The following is a 20142-nucleotide window of genomic DNA, read 5'->3' on the forward strand; positions in this document are numbered from 1 at the left end:
CCTGCCCCGTTGCGCACCGGCGCTTGCTGTGGCCGGCTTGAAGCGCGCTATGACAGATGTTCCTAGCGCATGCTCGAAAAAAGCGGAATCGCTTTCCGTGTCAGGCGCGGCTCCTATCCTCCATGCATCCACCGGGCGCACGGCCTTCGAAAAAACAATTGACGTAAAAATGTTTTTTCACGATAAAAGACATTATCTGCTAACAGGCTGATGTCAATCCGCCAGCGCATCCCAGGAACCCTCAGGAAAACTGCCCGTGAACGCCGCAAGCAGCATTCTTCTTTCCCCGGCCGACAATGTCGCGGTCGCCAATGGCCGCATCGAGATCGGCACGGCGCTGCCAGGCGGCGCCGTTGCCGCCGCGCTGATCGAGCCCGGCCACAAGGTGGCGATCAAGCCGATCGCGACCGGCGAGGCGGTGGTGAAGTATGCCCAGGCGATCGGCCGCGCCACGCAGGACATCGCGCCCGGCGAGCATGTCCATTCGCACAATCTGGTCTTTGAGTCCGGCCGCCTGCCCGTTGTGCCGCCGAGCGAGGCCGAGCACGCCACCGAGGCCGACCGCGCCCGCACCTTCATGGGCTACCGCCGTGCCGATGGCCGCGCCGGCACGCGCAACTTCATCGGCATCGTCGCCAGCGTCAATTGCTCGGCCACTGTCTGCCACGCCATCGCCGACCAGGCCAACCGCGAGCTGCTGCCGAAATATCCGGGGATCGACGGCTTTGTGCCGATCGTCCACGGCCAGGGCTGCGGCATGAGCGGCACCGGCGACGGCATGATGGTTCTGCACCGCACGCTGGCCGGCTATGCCCGCCATCCGAATTTCGGCGGCGTGCTGATGGTCGGGCTGGGCTGCGAGGTCAACCAGCTTACCCTTTACGGCCAAAAGGGCGTCGCTGCCGGCAAACGCCATTTCAACATCCAGGAGGCCGGTGGCTCGCGCAAATCGGTCGAGAAGGCGATGGGCGTGCTGGCCGAGATCGCCGAGGAAGTCGGCCAGTTGAAGCGTGAGCCGATCCCGGTCAGCGAGATCGTCGTCGGCCTGCAGTGCGGCGGCTCCGACGGCATGTCCGGCATCACCGCCAATCCGGCGCTGGGTGCCGCCGTCGACATCCTCGCCGGTGTCGGCGGCATCGGCATTCTGTCCGAGACGACAGAGATCTACGGCGCCGAGCATCTGCTGGCCTACCGCGCGGCGTCTCCGGAGATCGCCGCCAAGCTCGACAGCTACGTCAAATGGTGGGAGGACCATGTCGCCAAGCATGGCGCCTCGATCGACAACAACCCCTCGCCCGGCAACAAGCGCGGCGGCCTGACCACCATCCTGGAGAAGTCGCTGGGCGCGGTCGCCAAGGGCGGCCAGACGCCGCTCAACGGCGTTTTCGGCTACGCCGAGAAGGTCACCGGACACGGCCTGGTCTTCATGGATACGCCCGGCTACGACCCGGTCTCGGCCACCGGCCAGGTGGCCGGCGGCGCCAATGTCATTGTCTTCACCACCGGCCGCGGCTCCTGCTTCGGCTGCCGTCCGACGCCGTCGATCAAGGTCGCCAGCAACTCGACCATGTATCACACCATGGAAGAGGACATGGACGTCAACTGCGGCGTCATCGCTTCCGGCGAGAAGACCATCGCCGGCATGGGCCGCGAGATCTTTGAATTGATCGTCGAGACGGCTTCGGGCCGCAAGACCAAGAGCGAGGAGTTCGGCTACGGCGACAACGAGTTCGTGCCCTGGCACCTCGGTGCGACGCTGTAGACCAGCCACGACCAACCAGACATTTACAAACCGGCCAGCGGCCGGAGGGGAGGCTTTGCATGGACAAGCGCCGCATCGGCACAACTGCGCTCGACGTCACCGAGATAAGCTTCGGCGGCGCGGCGATCGGCGGGCTCTACCGGGCCTGCCCGCGCGATGTGGCGATGGAAACGCTGCAGACCGCTTGGGACGCCGGCCTGCGCTATTTCGATACCGCGCCCTTCTACGGTTTCGGCCTGTCGGAACGCCGCTTCGGCGACTTCCTGCGCTATAAGCCGCGCGACTCCTATGTGCTTTCGACCAAGGTCGGCCGGCTGTTCCGCCCCGTGCCGGAGGACCAGGTTCCCGATCACTCCTATGTCGATCCGCTGCCCTTCGCGCTCGACTACGATTATTCCTATGACGGCATCATGCGCTCGGTCGAATTCTCCTATGCCCGGCTCGGCCTAAACAGGATAGACATCCTGTTTGTCCACGACATCGGCACCTACACGCACGGCGTCGAGAAGACGAAGCTGCATTTCCGCCAGCTGATGGATTGCGGGCTGAAGGCGCTCGATGAGCTGAAGACGTCCGGCACGATTTCCGCCTATGGCCTCGGTGTCAATGAAGTGCAGATCTGCCTCGACGTGCTCAACCGTGCGCCGCTCGACTGCATTCTGCTCGCCAGCCGCTACTCGCTGCTCGACCGCAGCGCCGAAGCCGAATTGCTGCCGCTGTGCCGGGAGCGGCAGACCTCGCTGATCATCGGCGGCGTGTTCAACTCGGGCATACTGGCAACCGGCCCGGTGCAGGGCGCGCATTTCGACTACCAGCCGGCCGGCAAGGACATTCTCGACCGCGTCGGCGCGATGGAGAAGATCGCCGCCGAGGGCGGCTACCCGCTCGCGGCGGCAGCCTTCCAGTTCCCGCTGCATGAGCCGGTCGTCGCCTCCGTGCTGACCGGCACCGCCAAGCCGGCCAATCTGACGCGCAATCTGGAACTGCTCGAAACTCCTGTGCTGCCGGCAGAGTTCGCCAGATACGATCCCCATACGCTGGTGCAGGCGCTTGGCTGAGGCAAACGAGCCTATTGTCCGCCCAGGTGGTCGGCATGAGAAACGGCTTCACGATCGCGAGAGAATGAATATTCCATATTGACATAGCAATGGAATTAATATTCCATATCGATCAGAGAGGATCGGAAGCATCCGAACGTGGCAATGAGGACCGGCGAAGGGAGGCTTGCCTCCTGTCGAGGCCACGCGGAGACGATACGAAACACCGCTTGCGTCGGCCGGATCGATGCACTATCAAAAAGCGGCAAATGTTTTTTATTGATAAAGTTCTGTTTGGGCCGCGCCTATCCGAATGGAGCTTCCGTAACCTTCACCGGGCGATCTAGGGAGGAACCCTCATGAAATTCGTGACCAGCATTCTCAACCGCCGCGCCTTCGTGGCACTCGCGGCCGCCTCGATGCTCGCAGGCGCCATGCACACGGCGCCGGCTTCGGCGGCGGACGTGACAATCCCGATCATCGTCAAGGACACTACCTCCTTCTACTGGCAGATCGTTCTGGCCGGCGCCCGCAAGGCCGGCAAAGACCTCGGTGTCAACGTGCCGGAACTCGGCGCCCAGGCCGAAACCGACGTCAACGGCCAGATCTCGATCCTCGAGAACGCCGTCGCCGGCAACCCGGCCGCCGTCGTCATCGCGCCGACCGAAGCCAAGGCGCTCGGCAAGCCGATCGACGAGGCTGCCACCAAGGTCAAGATCATCGGCATCGACTCCGGTGCCGACTCCAAGGCCTTCACCTCGTTCCTGACCACCGACAACGTCCAGGGCGGCCGCGTTGCCGCTGACGGTCTCGCCGCGGCCATCGGCGAGGCCAATGGCGGCAAGGTCGAGGGCAAGGTTGCGCTGATCACCGCGCTTCCCGGCGCCGGCTCGCTCGAGCAGCGCGCTCAAGGCTTCAAGGAACAGCTCAAGGCGAAATATCCGGGCCTCGAACTGGTTGCCGACAAATATGCCGACGGCCAGGCCACGACCGGCCTCAACATCGCGACCGACCTGATCACCGCCAATCCTGACCTGAAGGGCATCTTCGCATCCAACCTGATCATGGCGCAGGGCGTCGGCCAGGCGATCGCCGAGAACAACCTTGCCGGCAAGGTCGGCCTGATCGGTTTCGACAGCGACGAGAAGCTGATCAAGTTCCTCAATGACGGCGTCATTTCCGGCCTCGTCGTCCAGGACCCGTACCGGATGGGCTATGACGGCATCAAGACCGCGCTCGCCGCCTCGAAGGGCGAGAAGGTCGAAGCCAATGTCGACACCGGCGCCAATCTGGTCACCAAGGCCAACATGAAAGAGCCGAAGATCGACGCGCTGCTCAACCCGAAGCTCGACTAAGCATCGCCACAGGCGCATCGTCTCTGGGGCCCCTTGCCCCGGAGACACCCCGCAACCCGACACCATCGGGATGCGGCAGCCTCTAGTCTACGTGCCTAATCGCAGGACCAATCTGGGAGGATTGTCATGACGTCCACGGCGCAGGAACTGCACCCGGCCCCGACCCTGGAGCCCGGCAGGACGATCCTCGAACTCAAGGGGCTGGAGAAGCGGTACCCCGGCACGCACGCGCTGAAGCCGGTGGACCTAGCCTTCAAGTCCGGCGAGATCCACGCCATCGTCGGCGAGAACGGCGCCGGCAAGTCCACTTTGATCAAGCTTCTGACCGGCGTCATGCCGCGCACCTCCGGCGACGTCATCTGGGAGGGCAAGCCCGAAGCGCTGGCGACCCCGCACGAGGCGATGGCGCTCGGCATCAATGCCGTCCACCAGGAGGTCGTGCTCTGCCGCCACCTGACGGTCGCGGCCAACATGTTCCTCGGCGAGGAGAACGCGCGCTATGGCATCCTGCAGCAGCGGGCCATGGTCAAGGACGCGCAGAAGATCATCGACGATCTTGGCTTCGACCTGCCGGCGCATGTCGTGCTCGGCGATCTCACCATCGGCCAGCAGCAGCTGATCGCCGCCGCCCGCGCCACCGTGCGCGGTACCAAATTCCTGATCTTCGACGAGCCGACCGCCTACCTCACCCGCAAGGAGGCCGACCAGCTGTTCAAGCTGATCCGCCGGCTGAAGGGCGAAGGCGTCACCATCATCTACATCAGCCACCGCATGGAAGAGGTGTTCGAGCTCGCCGACCGCATCTCGGTGCTGCGCGACGGCACGCTGGTCGGCACCAGGAACATTGCCGAGACCAACGACGCCGAACTGGTCAAGATGATGATCAACCGCTCGATCGAGCAGGTCTACCACAAGGAGCATTTTACGCCCGGCGCGATGATCGTCGAAGCGAAGAACCTGTCGGGCAAGGGCTTCGAGAATGTGTCGATGTCGGTGCGCGCCGGCGAGATCGTCGGCCTCTATGGGCTGATCGGTGCAGGGCGCAGCGAGTTCGTCACCACGCTTTACGGCCGCCACCGCAAGTCGGCCGGCCAGATCCTGTGGGAAGGCAAGCCGGTCCAGGTCAATTCCGAACACGACGCGATCAGGCTCGGCATGGCGCTGGCGCCGGAGAGCCGCCGCGACCAAGGCCTGTGCCTCAATTTGCCGGTCGGCCTCAATCTCAACCTGCCGATCTACAAGCGCATCTCCAGCAACATGCTGATCTCGGGCGCAAAAGAGAAGGCCGAGGCCGATCGCCAGATCGCCGGCCTCAGGATCAAGACGCCAACGCGAAGCGCGCTCGTCTCCAGCCTGTCCGGCGGCAACCAGCAGAAGATCGTCATCGGCAAATGGCTGGCGCACGGCGCCAAGCTGTTCATCTTCGACGAGCCGACGGTCGGCGTCGATGTCGGCACCAAGGCCGAGATTTACCGCCTGTTCGGCGCGCTGCTGTCGAAGGGCGCCGGCATCATCCTGATCTCGTCCTATCTGCCGGAGGTCTATGAGCTGGCCGACACGCTGCACGTGTTCCGGCGCGGCAAGCTGGTGGCCACGCATGGGTTCCGTACCGCCAATCACGAGGACATTCTCACGCAGGCGCTCGCCGAGAAACAAGAAAAGCTGGGAGGACAGAAATGAGCACCGAGGCCATTGCCGCCGAAAAACCGAAACGCAACTACAACGCCCTGTTCGGGCTGACGCTGCTGGCGCTGCTGGTTCTGTTGTGGGTCATCCTGTCGGTGGCGACGCAGAGCTTCGCCTCGGGCAACAACATCTCGAACCTGCTGCGTCAGGGTTCGATGATCGCCATCCTGGCGGTCGGCCAGACCTTCGTCATCATCACCGGCGGCATCGACCTGTCCGTCGGCGCCGTGGTCGGCTTTGCCACCGTCATCGCCGCCATGCTGATCAATGCCGGCGTGCCGGTCTTCCTCGCCATCCTGATCACCTTGCTGGTCGGGGTCGCCATCGGCCTGTTCCATGGCTTCGGCATCGTCAAGATGGGCCTGCCGCCCTTCATCATCACGCTGGCGACGCTGACATCGCTGCGCGGCATCGGCTTGCTGATGACCAACGGCAACTCGATCTCGATCAACAACGACGCCTTCCAGGAATTCTCGCGCAGCTCCTTTGTCGGCGTCCCCAATCTGTTCTGGATGGTGATCCTGGTCGGCATCCCGGCCTACATCTTCCTGCATCACAGCCGATGGGGCCGCTATCTGTTCTCGGTCGGCTCCAATGCCGAGGCCTCGCGCCTGTCCGGCGTCAACGTCCAGCGCACCATCTACATGGCCTACACGCTGTCCGGCCTGTGCGCCGCCTTCGTCGGCGTGCTGCTGGCATCGCGCATCGGCATCGGCAATCCGACTCAGGCCGAAGGCTGGGAACTGCAGGCGATCGCCTCCTCGGTGATCGGCGGCACCTCGCTGTTCGGCGCGGTCGGCTCCGTGCACGGACCGCTGCTCGGCGCCTTCATCCTCGCCACCATCAACAACGGCGCCAACCTGCTCAACGTCAACGCCTTCTGGCAGCGCATCATCACCGGCGTGCTGATCATCGTCATCGTCTACTTCGACGGCCTGCGCCGCCGCGGCAAGTAAGTCCCTCCCAAGCTGCCGCCGGCCTCGCGAAAGCGAGGGCCGGCGGTTTCATGAATTGGATTGAAGCATGAAAGCCGTCGTCTGCCGCTCGCCCGCTGATCTTGTCGTGGAGGACCGTCCGGCGCCTGGCTCGCCGCCGTCGGGATGGGCATTGGTCGCCGTCAGTCATGTCGGCATCTGCGGCACCGATTACCACATCTTCGAAGGCAAGCACCCGTTCCTCGCCTATCCGCGCATCATGGGCCACGAGGTCTCGGGCACGGTCTTCGACAAGGGCGACGGCGTAGCCCTTGCCATCGGCGAACCGGTGATCATCAATCCCTATCTCGCCTGCGGCAAATGCATCGCCTGCCGGCACGGCAAGCCGAATTGCTGCGTCAGGATCGAGGTGCTCGGCGTCCACCGCGACGGCGCCATGTGCGAACAGATCCTGGTGCCGGCGCAAAACCTTTATCCGGCAAGCGGACTGTCGCTGGCCGACGCCGCAGCCGTCGAATTCCTGGCGATCGGCGCGCATGCGGTGCGCCGCGCGCGCGCCGATCCAGGCGCCCGAACATTGGTTATCGGCGCCGGCCCGATCGGGCTCGGCACGGCGCTTTTCGCCCGCATCGCCGGGCTCGATGTGAGCCTGCTCGACATGAGCATGGAGCGGCTCGGCTTCGCCGAAAGCGAGCTTGGCTTCCCAACGCTGGACGGTTCCCGCGGCACCGCCGCCGACCTGGTGCGGGATGCGACCGGCGGTGAGGGTTTCGACGTGGTCTTCGACGCCACCGGCAACACACAGTCGGTGCAATCGGCCTTCGCACATGTCGCGCACGGTGGAACCCTGGTCCTGGTCAGCGTCGTCAAGGACGACATCGGCTTTTCCGACCCCGAGTTCCACAAGCGCGAAATGACGCTGGTCGGTAGCCGCAACGCGCTCAGAGCCGATTTCGACCATGTCGCCGCCTCGATCCGCAACGGCGCGGTGCCGCTGGCAAAGCTCGTCACCCACCGGACCACGCTTGCCGGCACGCCTCTTGACCTCGCCCGCTGGGCGCATCAGAAATCCGGGCTGATCAAGGCCATCATCGAGGTCGGATGAGACGATGCGGATCGACGCACACCAGCACTACTGGAAGATCGCCCGCGGCGACTATTTCTGGATGGGGCCGCATGTCGCGCCGATCGTGCGCGATGTCTTTCCGGCCGATCTTAAGCCGCATCTCAACGCTGCCGGCATCGATCGAACCGTCGTGGTGCAAGCGGCGGCGACAGTGGCCGAGACCGAGTTCATGCTCGACCTTGCCGAGACCGAACCGAGCATCGCCGCGGTGGTCGGCTGGGTCGATCTCGGCGCCGACGACGTCGAAGCAACGTTGCGCCGGCTGGCGGCACGGCCGAAATTCCGTGGCATCCGGCCGATGCTGCAGGACATTGACGACACGTTCGACATTTTGAAGCCAAAGCACCTTGCGGCGCTCAGGCTGCTGCCCAAACTGAACCTGCGTTTCGACGCGCTGGCGCAGCCGCGTCATTTGCCGGTGGTCGCGGCACTTGCCGACCACATTCCGGAGTTGGCGATCGTCGTCGACCACGCTGCCAAGCCGTTCATCGCCAAGGGCATCATCGAGCCTTGGGCAAGCGACATGGCCGCGCTCGCCAACAGACCGTCGGTGCTGTGCAAGTTTTCCGGGCTGGTCACCGAAGCCGGCCCGAACTGGTCGATCGCCGGCCTGAAACCCTATGCCGACCATCTCATCGCTTGCTTCGGCCCGGAACGGCTGATGTTCGGCAGCGACTGGCCGGTTTGCGAACTGGCCGCCACCTATGAGAAGTGGCTGGCCGCCGCGAAGGAACTTGTGGCCGGTCTTTCGCCGGCCGCGCGCGATCAGATCTTCGGCGGCACGGCCGCGCTTTTCTACGGCATCGACTGACAGCTCGAACTCTACAAGGCGGACAATTTCAACTCCACCCGCTCGGCCGGAAACCGCGACTCGGAAAACTGGATCGGCTTTCCGTCTGGCGTGATGTTGACGGCAACCGTAACCAGCACGATGGCGCCAGGCTGCAGGTCGAGATCGGCGAGGTCGGCGGCATCGGCGTGGCGAGCCGAAAGCACCGTCGATTGCCTCAGATAATCGTTGATCCCAAAGCGCTTGAGCGAAGCAGTGACCGATCCGGTTTCCGCCATCGCAGCGTCGATACCGGCGAAGCGCTGGGCATCAAGCCAGGCAGTGGCGCGCGACACCGGATGCCCGTCGGCTTCCCCGCGCGTCTCCAGCCGAACCACGGTGGATCCTCTGGCAAGACCCAGGGCCTCTGCGACGCGGCGGCTGGCCGGCTCGACCGACGACGCCAGCAGGACGATATGCCGTTCGGACGCCTGCCCTTGCAGGCCGGTCGAAAAGCGTGTGCGGGCGCCGATCGGATAGGACAGCCGCTTGCGCGACAGCACGAAGGTACCGCGCCCTTGCTCCGCCCTCAGCACCCCGTCCTGCACAAGGGCGGCGATGGCGCTGCGCACGGTATGGCGGTTGACGGCATAGCGCTCAGCCAATGCTATTTCCGGCGGCAGCGCGGCGTTTTCAGCAAAATCGCCTACGGCAATCGAATGCAGGATCTGGTCGGCGATCTGCCGCCAAAGCGAAACCCCGCTACGCCGTTCGATGCCGGCAACTTGCTGCCCAATCATTTCCAACCCCGATCTTCTCGCCCACCCCGACTTTTCGCTCGCCCAGTCTTTTTGCCAGATGTCATGCACCCGTCATGGACTCGCGCTAGCTAACAGGTATAATTTGTATGGTTGTCTATATCAATCGACAAATTAGCCACTACGCAAGGAGTTCGCCATGCGAGGACAGGAAGCCCGCGATCAGGCCGAACGCAAGGCGATCATGGCGACGCTGGCGCAGTCGCCCGGCGACGACATCGCCCGCCTCTGGAACGAGGCCGGCCTGCCTTCGGAAGCCGAACTGCTGCGCGGCCCCGAAACCGGCCTGGTCACCGTGCGCGGCCGCATCGGCGGCGGCGGCGCGCCCTTCAATGTCGGCGAGGCGACCGTCACCCGCGCCACGGTCCGGCTGCCGTCCGGACAGGTCGGCCATTGCTACACGCTCGGTCGCGACAAGCGGAAGGCGAAGCTGGCGGCGATCGCCGATGCGCTGTGGCAGGAGCCCGCCCATCGCGAGGCGGTCGAGACCAGGCTGGTGGCGCCGCTGCGGGCGGCCCTGGTCGAGGCGCGCGAACAGCGGCGCGCCGAGACCGCGGCAACGAAAGTGGATTTCTTCACCATGGTGCGCGGAGAAGACTGATGGGGTTGGCTGTGCAAGCGATCGAGGGCGGCTTCGCCGATCCGGTGTTCAACGCCCAGACGGTGTTTCGCGCCGTGATGGATGCCATGGCGCGACCGGGCAGCGTGCAAGCCCTGCCGGCCTTTGCCCGCCCACCGGTGCCGCTTTCGGCGACGGCTGGCGCCATTGCGCTTTCGCTCTGCGACAACGACACGCCGCTCTGGCTCGATCTCCCCTTGCAAGCCGCACCCGCCGTTAAATCCTGGCTCGGCTTCCACACCGGCGCGCCTTCAGCCAACACCCCGGCCGATGCGCATTTCGCGCTGATCGCCAACCCGGCGGAAATGATGGCGCTCGACGGCTTTTCGCAAGGCACCCAGGATTATCCCGATCGCTCGACGACGCTGATCCTGCAGGTCACCGATCTTGCCTCTGGCGCGCCGCTGCTGCTCGAAGGCCCCGGCATAGAAACCAGTGCGACCATCGCGCCGGCGCAGATGCCGCGTCATTTCGTCGAACAGTGGAAGCAGAACAACCAGCGCTTTCCGCGTGGCGTCGACATCATCCTGGCCACAGCCGACAGCCTCGCTTGCCTGCCGCGCACGACGCGCATCAAGACGATGGAGGCGTAAGATGTACGTTGCGGTAAAAGGCGGCGAAGCAGCTATTCGTAACGCCCACCGGCTGCTCGCCGATCGCCGGCGCGGCGACCGTTCGGTGCCGGCACTTCGCCTCGACCAGATCGTCGAGCAGCTAGCGCTCGGCGTCGACCGGGTGATGAGCGAAGGTTCGCTCTACGACAGGGAATTGGCCGCACTCGCAATCGTCCAGGCGCGCGGCGACATGATCGAGGCGATCTTCCTGGTCCGCGCCTATCGCACGACCCTGCCGCGCTTCGGCTACACCAAAGCGATCGACACCGGCGCGATGTTGGTCGAGCGGCGGGTGTCGGCGACCTACAAGGACCTGCCCGGCGGCCAGTTGCTCGGCCCGACCTTCGACTACACCCACCGGCTGCTCGATCCGGAGCTTGCCGCCGGCGGCGACGTCGCCGAGCCGTTGCAGCGCGAAAGCGAGGCGGAAGCCATGCCGCGCGTCTCGGCGATCCTCGCCCGCGAAGGCCTGATCGAGCCGGACGGCGACATGCCGCAGGACCATATCCCCGGCGACATCACCCGCGAGCCGCTGGAATTCCCGATGGCGCGCGACATCCGCCTGCAGGCGCTGTCGCGCGGCGACGAGGGTTTTCTGCTGGCGCTCGGCTATTCCACCCAGCGTGGCTATGCCCGCAACCATCCTTTCGTCGGCGAGGTCCGCATCGGCGAGGTCGAGCTGGAACTCGACGTGCCGGAACTGCCCTTCGCCGCGCCACTCGGCTCTGTCCGCGTCACCGAGTGCCAGATGGTCAACCAGTTCAAGGGCTCGGCCAAGGCGCCGCCGCAGTTCACCCGCGGCTACGGCCTGGTCTTCGGCCAGAGCGAGCGCAAGGCGATGGCCATGGCGCTCTGCGACCGCGCTCTTCGTGCAAGCGAACTGGGCGAGGATGTCGTCGCCGCCGCGCAGGACGAGGAGTTCGTCATCTCGCATTCCGACAATGTCCAGGCGACCGGCTTCGTCGAACATCTGAAATTGCCGCACTATGTCGATTTCCAGGCTGAACTCGACCTCGTGCGCCGCATGCGCGCCGAATACGAGGCCCGCGAAAACCCTGCCAAGGTCGAGGAAAAGCGGGAGGCCGCCGAATGATCGAATGCCTGTCCCACATGACGTTCATCGTCCACGATCTCGACCGCATGAGCGCGATCCTGACCGGCATTTTCGACGCGCGCGAAGTCTATGCCAGCGATGCCCAGCAGTTCTCGCTGTCGCGGGAAAAATTCTTCCTGATCGGCGATCTCTGGATCGCCATCATGGAGGGCGAAGCGCTGCCGCAGCGCAGCTACAACCACATCGCCTTCAAGATCGATGACGCCGATTTCGACCGCTATGCCGAGCGCGTCAAAACGCTTGGCCTCGACATGCGCCCACCACGCCCGCGCGTCGGGGGCGAAGGCCGCTCGATCTACTTCTACGACGAAGACAATCACATGTTCGAACTGCACACTGGCACGCTGGCCGATCGGCTGGCGTGCTACGCCAGGGGACTGGAGGTCGCCGGATGATCCTAGCTGCCCCCGCCGGAATGGCCACCGCCATCGTACCCTCCGGGCCCGCCATAACCACCACTGCCGGCTACGGTCTCGCCACTCGCGCCTTCCTTCGGCGCAGGGAGAACCATTCTTCGAAGGACAAAGGCAACCACGCCAATAAACGCCAACGGGAGAATTCCGATGTGCATCCATCCGGCTGGGGTCATCTGAGTCGGGCCCATTTTCCGTGTGTTGGAAGCCAGTTCGGTAGCACAAAGCGGAAGCGATCACCATGACCGACATCGCCACCTATAACTTCGCCTATCTCGACGAGCAGACCAAGCGGATGATCCGCCGCGCGATCCTCAAGGGCATCGCCATTCCCGCCTACCAGGTTCCGTTCGCCTCGCGCGAAATGCCGATGCCCTATGGCTGGGGCACCGGCGGCGTGCAGGTCACTGCTTCGATCATCGGTCCGGATGACGTGCTGAAGGTCATCGACCAGGGCGCCGACGACACCACCAACGCCGTCTCGATCCGCGCCTTCTTCAAGAAGGTCGCCAACGTCGTGGTGACCACCGAGACGGCCAAGGCGAGCATCATCCAGACCCGCCACCGCATTCCCGAACATCCGCTCACCGCTGGCCAGGTGCTGGTCTATCAGGTGCCGATCCCCGAACCCTTGCGCTTCCTCGAGCCGCGCGAGACCGAAACACGAAAAATGCATGCGCTGGAGGAATACGGCCTCATGCATGTCAAGCTCTACGAGGACATCGCCAGGCACGGCCGTATCGCCACCACCTATGCCTATCCGGTCAAGGTCGAGGGTCGCTATGTGATGGACCCATCGCCGACGCCGAAATTCGACAATCCGAAGATGCACCGTTCGCCGGCTTTGCAATTGTTCGGCGCCGGCCGCGAAAAGCGCATCTACGCCGTCCCGCCCTTCACCGACGTCGTTAGCCTCGACTTCGAGGACCATCCCTTCGAGGTGCAGACCTTCGACCAGCCCTGCGCGCTGTGCGCGGCCGAGAACGTCTATCTCGACGAGGTCATCCTCGACGACCATGGCGGCCACATGTTCGTCTGCTCCGACACCGATCATTGCGAAAAGCGGCGCGCGGACGGCCATCGCGGCCATCTTGCCCCGGAAACCCATCTTGCCCCAGGAAACATGGAGCCGGCGCAATGACCGACGAACCGCTGCTGCGCGTCTCAGCACTGTCCAAATTCTACGGTTCGCGCGTCGGCTGCGAGAATGTCAGCTTTGACCTGTGGCCGGGCGAGGTGCTGGCCGTGGTCGGCGAATCCGGCTCCGGCAAGACGACGCTGCTCAACTGCCTGTCGACTAGGCTGCTGCCCTCCTCCGGCACGGCCAGCTATCGCATGCGCGACGGCCAGTTCCGCGAGCTCTACCGCTTGAGCGAGGCCGAGCGCCGCTTCCTGATGCGCACCGACTGGGGTTTTGTCCACCAGAACCCGGCTGATGGCCTGCGCATGACGGTGTCGGCCGGCGCCAATGTCGGTGAGCGGCTGATGGCGGTCGGCGACCGCCACTACGGCAAGATCCGCGCCACGGCGGTCGACTGGCTGTCGCGCGTCGAGATCGACGAGGACCGCATCGACGACGAGCCGCGCGCCTTCTCCGGCGGCATGCGCCAGCGCCTGCAGATCGCCCGCAACCTCGTCACCGGGCCGCGGCTGGTGTTCATGGACGAGCCGACCGGTGGCCTCGACGTTTCGGTGCAGGCGCGCCTGCTCGACCTGCTGCGCGGGTTGGTCACCGATCTCGGCCTTGCGGCCATCGTCGTCACCCACGACCTCGCCGTGGCGCGGCTTTTGTCGCAGCGCATGATGGTGATGAAGGACGGCCGTGTCGTCGAAAGCGGCCTCACCGACCGCGTGCTCGACGACCCGCGCGCGCCCTACACGCAATTGCTCGTTTCTTCGATATTGCAGGTCTAGCCGCATGATCCCGAAAAGTGGAAGCCGGTTTTCGGATCAGATCATGCGGCAAATCTAAGGACTCTGACATGCCCACCCCGCTCGTTGTCTCCGACGTCGCAAAAAGCTTCACCATGCATCTGCGCGACGGCATCAAATTGCCTATTGTCGCCGGGGTATCGTTCTCGATCCGAGCTGGCGAATGCGCTGTGCTCGGCGGTCCCTCCGGCGCCGGCAAGAGCTCTATCCTGAAAATGCTCTACGGCAATTATGCCGTCGACCAAGGCCAGATCATCGTCCAGCACGAAAACGGGCTGATCGATCTGGCCACAGCCAGCCCACGCACCGTGCTTGCCGTGCGCCGGCAAACGATCGGTTATGTCAGCCAGTTCCTGCGCACCGTACCGCGCGTCTCGGCGCTCGACGTAGTCGCCGAGCCGTTGGTCGAGCGTGGTGAGGAACGCGAGGCCGCACGCGTAAAGGCGCGCGCCTTGCTGGCGCAACTCAACCTGCCGGAAAAACTCTGGGCGCTGCCGCCGGCAACGTTCTCGGGCGGCGAGCAGCAGCGCGTCAACATCGCGCGCGGCTTCATCACCGACCACCCGGTCCTATTGCTCGACGAGCCGACCGCCTCGCTCGACGCCAGGAACCGCGACGTGGTGATCGCCCTGATCGCGGAAAAGAAGGCGGCGGGCGTCGCCTTGCTCGGCATCTTCCACGACCACGACGTGCGCGAGGCAGTGGCCGACCGGATCATCGACGTCACTACCTTCGCTGCAGGAAAAATCGCCGCATGAGCAGGAAATTGTCGGAAGCGCCGCTGGTCCACGCAACGGCGCAGGTCGAGAATTCGACGCTCGGACGCTGGACCGAGATCGCCGACCGCAGCCGGGTTTCGGAGAGCATCCTCGGTGATTACTCCTACATGATGCAGGATTGCTCCGTCTGGTGCGCCACGATCGGCAAGTTCTCCAACATCGCCGCCAGCGTGCGCATCAACGCCACCAACCATCCGACCTGGCGGCCGACGCTGCACCACTTCACCTACCGTGCTTCCGACTATTGGGACGACGCCGAGCATGAGAGCGAGTTCTTCGCCCAGCGCCGCGCCAAACGGGTCACCATCGGCCACGACACCTGGCTCGGCCATGGCTCGACCATCCTGCCCGGCGTCACCGTCGGCGACGGTGCGGCGGTCGGCGCCGGTGCCGTGGTGTCGAAGGATGTCGCGCCCTACACCATCGTCGGCGGCGTGCCGGCCAGGACGATCCGCGAACGCTTCGACCGCCGCACGGCCGCGCGTTACCAGGCGCTCGCCTGGTGGGATTGGGACCATGCCCGGCTGCGCGCGGCTCTCGACGATTTCCGCGAGCTGGAGGCGGAAGCTTTTCTGGATATGTACGGCGGCTAGCGCCAACGTCACCTCCTCAGGCGAAGGACGCACTTCGCGAGTGTTCAGGAAAATGTGCGAATGCTAAAGTAGGGAATGTTTGAGGGGTTCATGCAGCCCTTGCGAAGGGATATCCCCGCTTCACCGGCCTACCCCGCAGAGCCGGGAACTGTGACTGCCTTTGCGGTCCTGACCTTTCTTGGCAGTATCCTTGCCGCTATCTGGTTCTGACGTTCCCACCTCTCAAGAGTTCTTGATCGTGCCAACCATTCGCCCCGCCACAGAGGCCGACGCAGACGCTATCTGGATCATGCTCGAACCCGTTTTGCGGGCCGGCGAAACCTATGCGCTGCCCCGCGATTGGAACCGTGCGCAGGCGCTGGACTACTGGTTTTCCAGCGGTCACGAAGTGTTCGTGGCAGTAGATGCCGGCAGTGTGATCGGCTGTTACTACCTCCATGCCAACCAGCGTGGCGGTGGCGCGCATGTCGCCAACTGCGGCTACGTCACCTCTGCCGCCGCCAGCGGTCGCGGCATCGCCACCGCTATGTGCGAACACTCTTTGCAAAAGGCCACTGAGCGCGGCTTCCGGGCCATGCAGTTCAACTTCGTCATCAGCTCCAACGAGCGCGCAGTAAAGCTGTGGAGCCGGCTCGGCTTCGACATTGTCGGGACAATCCCGAAGGCGTTTGAACACCCTAGGCTCGGTTACGTTGATGCCTTGGTCATGCATCGAATGCTATAAGCGCACCTGCCCGCTTCATATCCCTGACACATGACTCGGACAGGACGCGGTCTTTCCTTGGAGATCGCAATGCTCGATTTGGTCAGACCCTCGCTCGCCGGATTTTTCGAAGGCACCAACCCGACCCCTCCCGTGCATCTTGGCACGCGCTATGACAGATCAGGCAATTTTCTGTTCGAGCCCGGCAACACAATTGTCAGCCATCTCGTCAGCGGCTCGCCCTCCGAAGCGGTGGTCATCGAGGTGCGCGAACGCATGCGCGCCATGCCCGACGCCGACCGGCTGGCCTTCACGCCGATCTCCAGCCTGCACATGACGCTGTTCCAGGGCATCATCGAGTATCGCCGCCGGCTGCCTTATTGGCCGGAGGACGTGCCGCTCGACACCAGCATCGACGATACGACCCGTCTCTACCAGGAGCGGCTGCAGGGCTTCGAGGGCCAAGGCGCATTCAAGGTCAAAGTTGTCGAAGTCGTGCCGACCGGCCTGACGGTTGCTGGCGCCTCGGAAGACGATCGGCGCATCATGCAGGCCTGGCGTGACGCACTGTCGGTGCCGTTCGGCTACCGGCACCCCGACCACGACACTTACGTCTTCCACATCACCTTCGCCTACCAGGTCCGGCGTCTCGCCGACGAGCGGGCGTCCGCCTGGCAGGACCTGTTCGATGACTGCCTGTCGCTGTTCGAGCGCGAAGCGCCGGTCATCGAGCTCAAGCCGCCGGCCTTCTGCGCCTTCCGGGACATGAAGCATTTCGAGGAGCTTCTGGTCCTCGGCTGATCCGTGATCCTGCCCACCACCTGCCTGTGGGTGGTAACAAAACTGACATGAATCCGACACCGCAGGTTCATGCGGCTGCGCTAGCGAGGGTTAACAGACCTTCAACTGCGACTGGACTGGAGCCTACCCCATGTCAGCAACGCTCGAAATTCGCGGCGTCACCCGCCGATTTGGCAAGAACACCGCCGTCAGCGCGGTCGATCTGTCGATCCCGCAGGGCCAGATGGTCGGCATCATCGGCCGTTCGGGCGCCGGCAAATCCACCCTTCTTCGCATGATCAACCGTCTCATCGATCCCAGCCAGGGGTCGATTTTTTTTGACGGCGCCGAGGTCTCCCGGCTGCGCGGCTCGCCGCTACGCCGTTGGCAGCGCGACTGCGCAATGATCTTCCAGCAGTTCAATCTGGTGCCGCGCCTCGACGTCTTGACCAATGTGCTGCTCGGCCGGTTGAATCATCGTGCCACCATTGCCAATCTGCTCGGTGTCTTCTCGCGCGAGGAACGAGCCGAGGCGATCGCAGCACTCGAGCGTCTCGACATCGCCCGCACCGCGCTGCAGCCGGCCGGCACCTTGTCCGGCGGCCAGCAACAGCGCGTCGCCATCGCCCGCGCAATGATGCAACAGCCGAAAATCATTCTTGCCGATGAGCCGATTGCCTCGCTCGACCCGCTCAACGCCAAGGTGGTGATGGATTCGCTGCAGGATATCAATTTGCGCGAAGGCATCACCGTCGTCACCAATCTGCACACGCTGGACACGGCCCGCACCTATTGCAGCCGCATCATCGGCATGGCCGCCGGCAAGGTTGTGTTCGACGGCCCGCCCGAAGACCTCAACCGCGAGGCGGTGCGCACGGTCTATGGCGCCGACAGCAACGGCGAAATCTCCGAGGCCATCACCTCGACCAGCGTCACCATCAAGCAAAGAATCGCCGCATCCACTGGACCGCTCGAGCCCGCATTCCCCGGATACTGATCCATGATCCCGCAAAGTGGACGCCGGTTTGCGGGAAAGATCATGGACAAGCAAGAAAGAGCAATCTGGATCGCCAGCCCGCGTCACAGGCACCCGTCAAAATTCGAACGCAGCCGGCGCGATGCCGGACTCAACAGGAGAGACACGAGATGTTTAGGAAGATACTCTTCGGTGCCGTTTCCATCATTGCCATGGCGATGGGCGCTGTCCAGGCAGAGGACCTGAAGGAATTCCGCGTTGGCATTCTCGGCGGCGAGAACGAAGCCGACCGCCTGCGCAACTACCAGTGCTTCGCCGATCACATCAAGGAAGTCCTCGGTGTCGAGAAGGTTTCGCTGTTCCCGGCCGCCGACTACGACGGCGTCATCCAGGGCCTCCTCGGCGGCACACTTGACTATGCCGAGCTCGGAGCTTCCGCCTACGCCAAGGTCTATCTCGAAAACAAGGACGCGGTTCAGCCGATCCTGACGACGGTCCAGACCGACGGTTCGACCGGCTACCATTCGGTTATGGTCGCCCGTGCGGATTCAGGTATCAAGACACTCGCTGACATGAAGGGCAAGAAACTCGGTTTCGCCGATCCCGATTCGACTTCTGGCTACCTGATCCCGGTCACGTCGCTGCCCAAGGACATCGGCATGGATGTAAAGAGCTATTTCGCGTCGACCGGTTTCGGCGGCGGCCATGAACAGCTTGTCCTTGAAGTTCTGAAGGGCACCTTCGATGCCGGCACCACCTGGGCCTCCGGCGTTGGCGACTTCAAGGACGGCTACAGCTCGGGCAATCTGCGCAAGATGGTCGACAAGGGCGTCCTCAAGATGGACGACCTCGTCGAATTGTGGCAGTCGCCGCTGATCCCGAACGGCCCGCTGGTCATACGCACCTCGCTCGACGCCGGTACCAAGCAGAAGATCACCGATTTCCTGACCAAGCTTCCGCAAACCGATCCGGCCTGTTTCTCGGCGGTTCAAGGCGGCGACTTCAAGGGCTATTCGCCGGTCACCCCCGAGTTTTATCAGGCGATCATCGACGCTCGTAAGGCGAAGATCGGCTCGTAAGCCTAAAGGCACGACGCCGCCGGGGCCAAGTGCCGCCGGCGGCGTTGCCGCGTCACGGGCTGGGGACCTATCAATGAGTGCGACCGACGTTTACCGCGCGCCTGCGCTCTCCACCGAAGGAGCCCTGGTCGAGCGGCACTGGCGCGACCTCGCCGCTCGCCGGCGCCTCTACACGATCGGAGGCCTGGTTTTCCTGCTGCTTGCGCTCTCGGGCTCGCTCTGGTTCGCCAACGAAACCAACGCCGGAAAGTTCTTCGACCGCCTTCCCTACGTCGCCGACTTTTTCGTTGAACTGAAGCCGCGCGACTGGTTCGACCCGGTGCGTGCACTATTCGACCTGCCCTCGCCCTATGACGATGGCAGCCTCAAATTCGACTATCCCGAAGGCCGGGTCTACCTAACCCAGGGCATCTACATTCCGGAGTATTTCTACCGGATGATCGAGACACTGAACATTGCCCTGTTTTCGACGCTGGTCGGCTCCACCTTCGGTTTCCTGCTCTGCTTCCTGGCTGCCAGCAATATCACGGCCAGCCGCTGGCTCCGTTTCACCACGCGCCGCTTCCTCGAAATTGTCCGCGCCTTTCCGGAAATCGTCATTGCCGGTTTCTTTCTGGCGATCTTCTCGCTTGGGCCTATTCCGGCGATCCTCGCGGTCAGCATCCACACCGTCGGCGCGCTCGGAAAAATGTTCTTCGAAGTGGTCGAGAATGCCGACATGAAGCCTGACGAAGGCTTGCGGGCCGTTGGCGCCAATTGGGTCGAACGGGTGTGGTTCGGCATCGTGCCTCAGGTTCTGCCCAACTTCATGAGCTATTTCCTGCTCCGCTTCGAGATCAACGTACGCGCTTCGACCATTCTCGGCGCGGTCGGCGCCGGCGGCATCGGCGAATCCCTCCGTCTTTCGATCAGCCGGGGCCATGAGGCCAAGACCATTGCCATCGTCTTTCTGCTGTTCTGCACGATTGTCGCCGTCGACCAGTTTTCGGCATGGCTGAGACAACGTCTTGTTGGCAGGCAGGCGTTTGCATACGGGCGCGGAGAGTAACGCA

The 20142-nt window shown here is 63.9% G+C and carries 21 protein-coding genes; 20 read left to right on the forward strand and 1 reads right to left on the reverse strand.

What is annotated here, in order from left to right:
* Positions 1–256: 256 nt before the first annotated feature.
* From ACSQ3Z_RS23105 to ACSQ3Z_RS23135, 7 genes are all read left to right on the forward strand, one after another.
* Positions 257–1762 carry a UxaA family hydrolase gene (locus ACSQ3Z_RS23105; protein ID WP_436173566.1) on the forward strand — a complete coding sequence of 502 codons (1506 nt, stop codon included), beginning with the start codon at positions 257–259 and terminating at the stop codon, positions 1760–1762.
* Positions 1763–1821: 59 nt separating this feature from the next.
* Positions 1822–2820 carry an aldo/keto reductase gene (locus ACSQ3Z_RS23110; protein WP_436173567.1) on the forward strand — a complete coding sequence of 333 codons (999 nt, stop codon included), beginning with the start codon at positions 1822–1824 and terminating at the stop codon, positions 2818–2820.
* 338 nt (positions 2821–3158) lie between these two features.
* Positions 3159–4154 carry an ABC transporter substrate-binding protein gene (locus tag ACSQ3Z_RS23115; RefSeq protein WP_436173568.1) on the forward strand — a complete coding sequence of 332 codons (996 nt, stop codon included), beginning with the start codon at positions 3159–3161 and terminating at the stop codon, positions 4152–4154.
* Positions 4155–4280: 126 nt separating this feature from the next.
* Entirely contained in the window at positions 4281–5834 is a 1554-nt protein-coding gene (locus ACSQ3Z_RS23120) for a sugar ABC transporter ATP-binding protein (RefSeq protein WP_436173569.1), read from the forward strand.
* Entirely contained in the window at positions 5831–6796 is a 966-nt protein-coding gene (locus tag ACSQ3Z_RS23125; RefSeq protein WP_006200459.1) for an ABC transporter permease, read from the forward strand. The genes ACSQ3Z_RS23120 and ACSQ3Z_RS23125 overlap by 4 nt, the downstream gene beginning before the upstream one ends.
* 67 nt (positions 6797–6863) lie before the next feature.
* Entirely contained in the window at positions 6864–7880 is a 1017-nt protein-coding gene (locus ACSQ3Z_RS23130) for a zinc-binding alcohol dehydrogenase family protein (RefSeq protein WP_436173570.1), read from the forward strand.
* A gap of 4 nt (positions 7881–7884) precedes the next feature.
* Positions 7885–8712 carry an amidohydrolase family protein gene (locus tag ACSQ3Z_RS23135; protein ID WP_436173571.1) on the forward strand — a complete coding sequence of 276 codons (828 nt, stop codon included), beginning with the start codon at positions 7885–7887 and terminating at the stop codon, positions 8710–8712.
* 11 nt (positions 8713–8723) lie between these two features.
* On the opposite strand, the gene phnF is transcribed toward ACSQ3Z_RS23135, so the two are convergent.
* Complete coding sequence (phnF, locus tag ACSQ3Z_RS23140; protein WP_436173572.1) at positions 8724–9470, reverse strand: phosphonate metabolism transcriptional regulator PhnF; 747 nt, start codon at positions 9468–9470, stop codon at positions 8724–8726.
* A gap of 157 nt (positions 9471–9627) precedes the next feature.
* On the opposite strand from phnF, the gene phnG reads away from it, so the two are divergent.
* The 13 genes from phnG to phnE all read left to right on the forward strand — a co-directional run bounded on the left by phnG (position 9628) and on the right by phnE (position 20138).
* Entirely contained in the window at positions 9628–10089 is a 462-nt protein-coding gene (gene phnG, locus ACSQ3Z_RS23145; protein WP_436173573.1) for a phosphonate C-P lyase system protein PhnG, read from the forward strand.
* On the forward strand, positions 10089–10700 hold the full coding sequence (phnH, locus tag ACSQ3Z_RS23150; protein ID WP_436173574.1) for a phosphonate C-P lyase system protein PhnH: 612 nt from the start codon (positions 10089–10091) through the stop codon (positions 10698–10700). Before phnG ends, phnH begins: the two co-directional genes overlap by 1 nt.
* A gap of 1 nt (position 10701) precedes the next feature.
* Positions 10702–11814 (forward strand): carbon-phosphorus lyase complex subunit PhnI, encoded by a 1113-nt coding sequence (locus ACSQ3Z_RS23155; RefSeq protein ID WP_436173575.1) that lies wholly within the window; start codon positions 10702–10704, stop codon positions 11812–11814.
* Complete coding sequence (gene fosX, locus ACSQ3Z_RS23160; RefSeq protein ID WP_436173576.1) at positions 11811–12230, forward strand: FosX/FosE/FosI family fosfomycin resistance hydrolase; 420 nt, start codon at positions 11811–11813, stop codon at positions 12228–12230. The genes ACSQ3Z_RS23155 and fosX overlap by 4 nt, the downstream gene beginning before the upstream one ends.
* 259 nt (positions 12231–12489) lie before the next feature.
* Complete coding sequence (locus ACSQ3Z_RS23165; protein ID WP_436173577.1) at positions 12490–13389, forward strand: alpha-D-ribose 1-methylphosphonate 5-phosphate C-P-lyase PhnJ; 900 nt, start codon at positions 12490–12492, stop codon at positions 13387–13389.
* Entirely contained in the window at positions 13386–14162 is a 777-nt protein-coding gene (phnK, locus tag ACSQ3Z_RS23170) for a phosphonate C-P lyase system protein PhnK (protein WP_436173578.1), read from the forward strand. The genes ACSQ3Z_RS23165 and phnK overlap by 4 nt, the downstream gene beginning before the upstream one ends.
* Positions 14163–14230: 68 nt before the next feature.
* A complete protein-coding gene (gene phnL / locus ACSQ3Z_RS23175; protein WP_436173579.1) occupies positions 14231–14938 on the forward strand; it encodes a phosphonate C-P lyase system protein PhnL in 708 nt (235 codons plus the stop codon).
* Positions 14935–15552: a DapH/DapD/GlmU-related protein gene (locus ACSQ3Z_RS23180; protein ID WP_436173580.1), complete on the forward strand. Its 618-nt coding sequence runs from the start codon at positions 14935–14937 to the stop codon at positions 15550–15552. Before phnL ends, ACSQ3Z_RS23180 begins: the two co-directional genes overlap by 4 nt.
* Before the next feature lie 232 nt (positions 15553–15784).
* Positions 15785–16276, forward strand: coding sequence for an N-acetyltransferase family protein (locus tag ACSQ3Z_RS23185; protein ID WP_436173581.1), 492 nt, complete (start codon positions 15785–15787; stop codon positions 16274–16276).
* A gap of 69 nt (positions 16277–16345) precedes the next feature.
* Entirely contained in the window at positions 16346–17056 is a 711-nt protein-coding gene (locus ACSQ3Z_RS23190; protein ID WP_436173582.1) for a DUF1868 domain-containing protein, read from the forward strand.
* Positions 17057–17186: 130 nt separating this feature from the next.
* On the forward strand, positions 17187–18032 hold the full coding sequence (gene phnC / locus ACSQ3Z_RS23195; protein WP_436173583.1) for a phosphonate ABC transporter ATP-binding protein: 846 nt from the start codon (positions 17187–17189) through the stop codon (positions 18030–18032).
* A 149-nt stretch (positions 18033–18181) separates the two neighbouring features.
* A complete protein-coding gene (phnD, locus tag ACSQ3Z_RS23200; RefSeq protein ID WP_436173584.1) occupies positions 18182–19090 on the forward strand; it encodes a phosphonate ABC transporter substrate-binding protein in 909 nt (302 codons plus the stop codon).
* Between the two features lie 73 nt (positions 19091–19163).
* Positions 19164–20138 (forward strand): phosphonate ABC transporter, permease protein PhnE, encoded by a 975-nt coding sequence (gene phnE, locus ACSQ3Z_RS23205; RefSeq protein WP_436173585.1) that lies wholly within the window; start codon positions 19164–19166, stop codon positions 20136–20138.
* Positions 20139–20142: the final 4 nt, after the last annotated feature.

It is taken from the genome of Mesorhizobium sp. LjNodule214 (assembly GCF_964252735.1).
GTDB lineage: Bacteria > Pseudomonadota > Alphaproteobacteria > Rhizobiales > Rhizobiaceae > Mesorhizobium.

Excerpts from the sequence above, each read along its gene's own strand:
- ACSQ3Z_RS23110 (WP_436173567.1), top strand. The coding sequence starts at position 1,822 with ATGGACAAGCGCCGCATCGGCACAACTGCGCTCGACGTCACCGAGATA.
- ACSQ3Z_RS23115 (WP_436173568.1), top strand. The coding sequence starts at position 3,159 with ATGAAATTCGTGACCAGCATTCTCAACCGCCGCGCCTTCGTGGCACTC.
- ACSQ3Z_RS23120 (WP_436173569.1), top strand. The coding sequence starts at position 4,281 with ATGACGTCCACGGCGCAGGAACTGCACCCGGCCCCGACCCTGGAGCCC.
- ACSQ3Z_RS23125 (WP_006200459.1), top strand. The coding sequence starts at position 5,831 with ATGAGCACCGAGGCCATTGCCGCCGAAAAACCGAAACGCAACTACAAC.
- ACSQ3Z_RS23130 (WP_436173570.1), top strand. The coding sequence starts at position 6,864 with ATGAAAGCCGTCGTCTGCCGCTCGCCCGCTGATCTTGTCGTGGAGGAC.
- ACSQ3Z_RS23135 (WP_436173571.1), top strand. The coding sequence starts at position 7,885 with ATGCGGATCGACGCACACCAGCACTACTGGAAGATCGCCCGCGGCGAC.
- phnF (WP_436173572.1), bottom strand. The coding sequence starts at position 9,470 with ATGATTGGGCAGCAAGTTGCCGGCATCGAACGGCGTAGCGGGGTTTCG.
- phnG (WP_436173573.1), top strand. The coding sequence starts at position 9,628 with ATGCGAGGACAGGAAGCCCGCGATCAGGCCGAACGCAAGGCGATCATG.
- phnH (WP_436173574.1), top strand. The coding sequence starts at position 10,089 with ATGGGGTTGGCTGTGCAAGCGATCGAGGGCGGCTTCGCCGATCCGGTG.
- ACSQ3Z_RS23155 (WP_436173575.1), top strand. The coding sequence starts at position 10,702 with ATGTACGTTGCGGTAAAAGGCGGCGAAGCAGCTATTCGTAACGCCCAC.
- fosX (WP_436173576.1), top strand. The coding sequence starts at position 11,811 with ATGATCGAATGCCTGTCCCACATGACGTTCATCGTCCACGATCTCGAC.
- ACSQ3Z_RS23165 (WP_436173577.1), top strand. The coding sequence starts at position 12,490 with ATGACCGACATCGCCACCTATAACTTCGCCTATCTCGACGAGCAGACC.
- phnK (WP_436173578.1), top strand. The coding sequence starts at position 13,386 with ATGACCGACGAACCGCTGCTGCGCGTCTCAGCACTGTCCAAATTCTAC.
- phnL (WP_436173579.1), top strand. The coding sequence starts at position 14,231 with ATGCCCACCCCGCTCGTTGTCTCCGACGTCGCAAAAAGCTTCACCATG.
- ACSQ3Z_RS23180 (WP_436173580.1), top strand. The coding sequence starts at position 14,935 with ATGAGCAGGAAATTGTCGGAAGCGCCGCTGGTCCACGCAACGGCGCAG.
- ACSQ3Z_RS23190 (WP_436173582.1), top strand. The coding sequence starts at position 16,346 with ATGCTCGATTTGGTCAGACCCTCGCTCGCCGGATTTTTCGAAGGCACC.
- phnC (WP_436173583.1), top strand. The coding sequence starts at position 17,187 with ATGTCAGCAACGCTCGAAATTCGCGGCGTCACCCGCCGATTTGGCAAG.
- phnD (WP_436173584.1), top strand. The coding sequence starts at position 18,182 with ATGTTTAGGAAGATACTCTTCGGTGCCGTTTCCATCATTGCCATGGCG.
- phnE (WP_436173585.1), top strand. The coding sequence starts at position 19,164 with ATGAGTGCGACCGACGTTTACCGCGCGCCTGCGCTCTCCACCGAAGGA.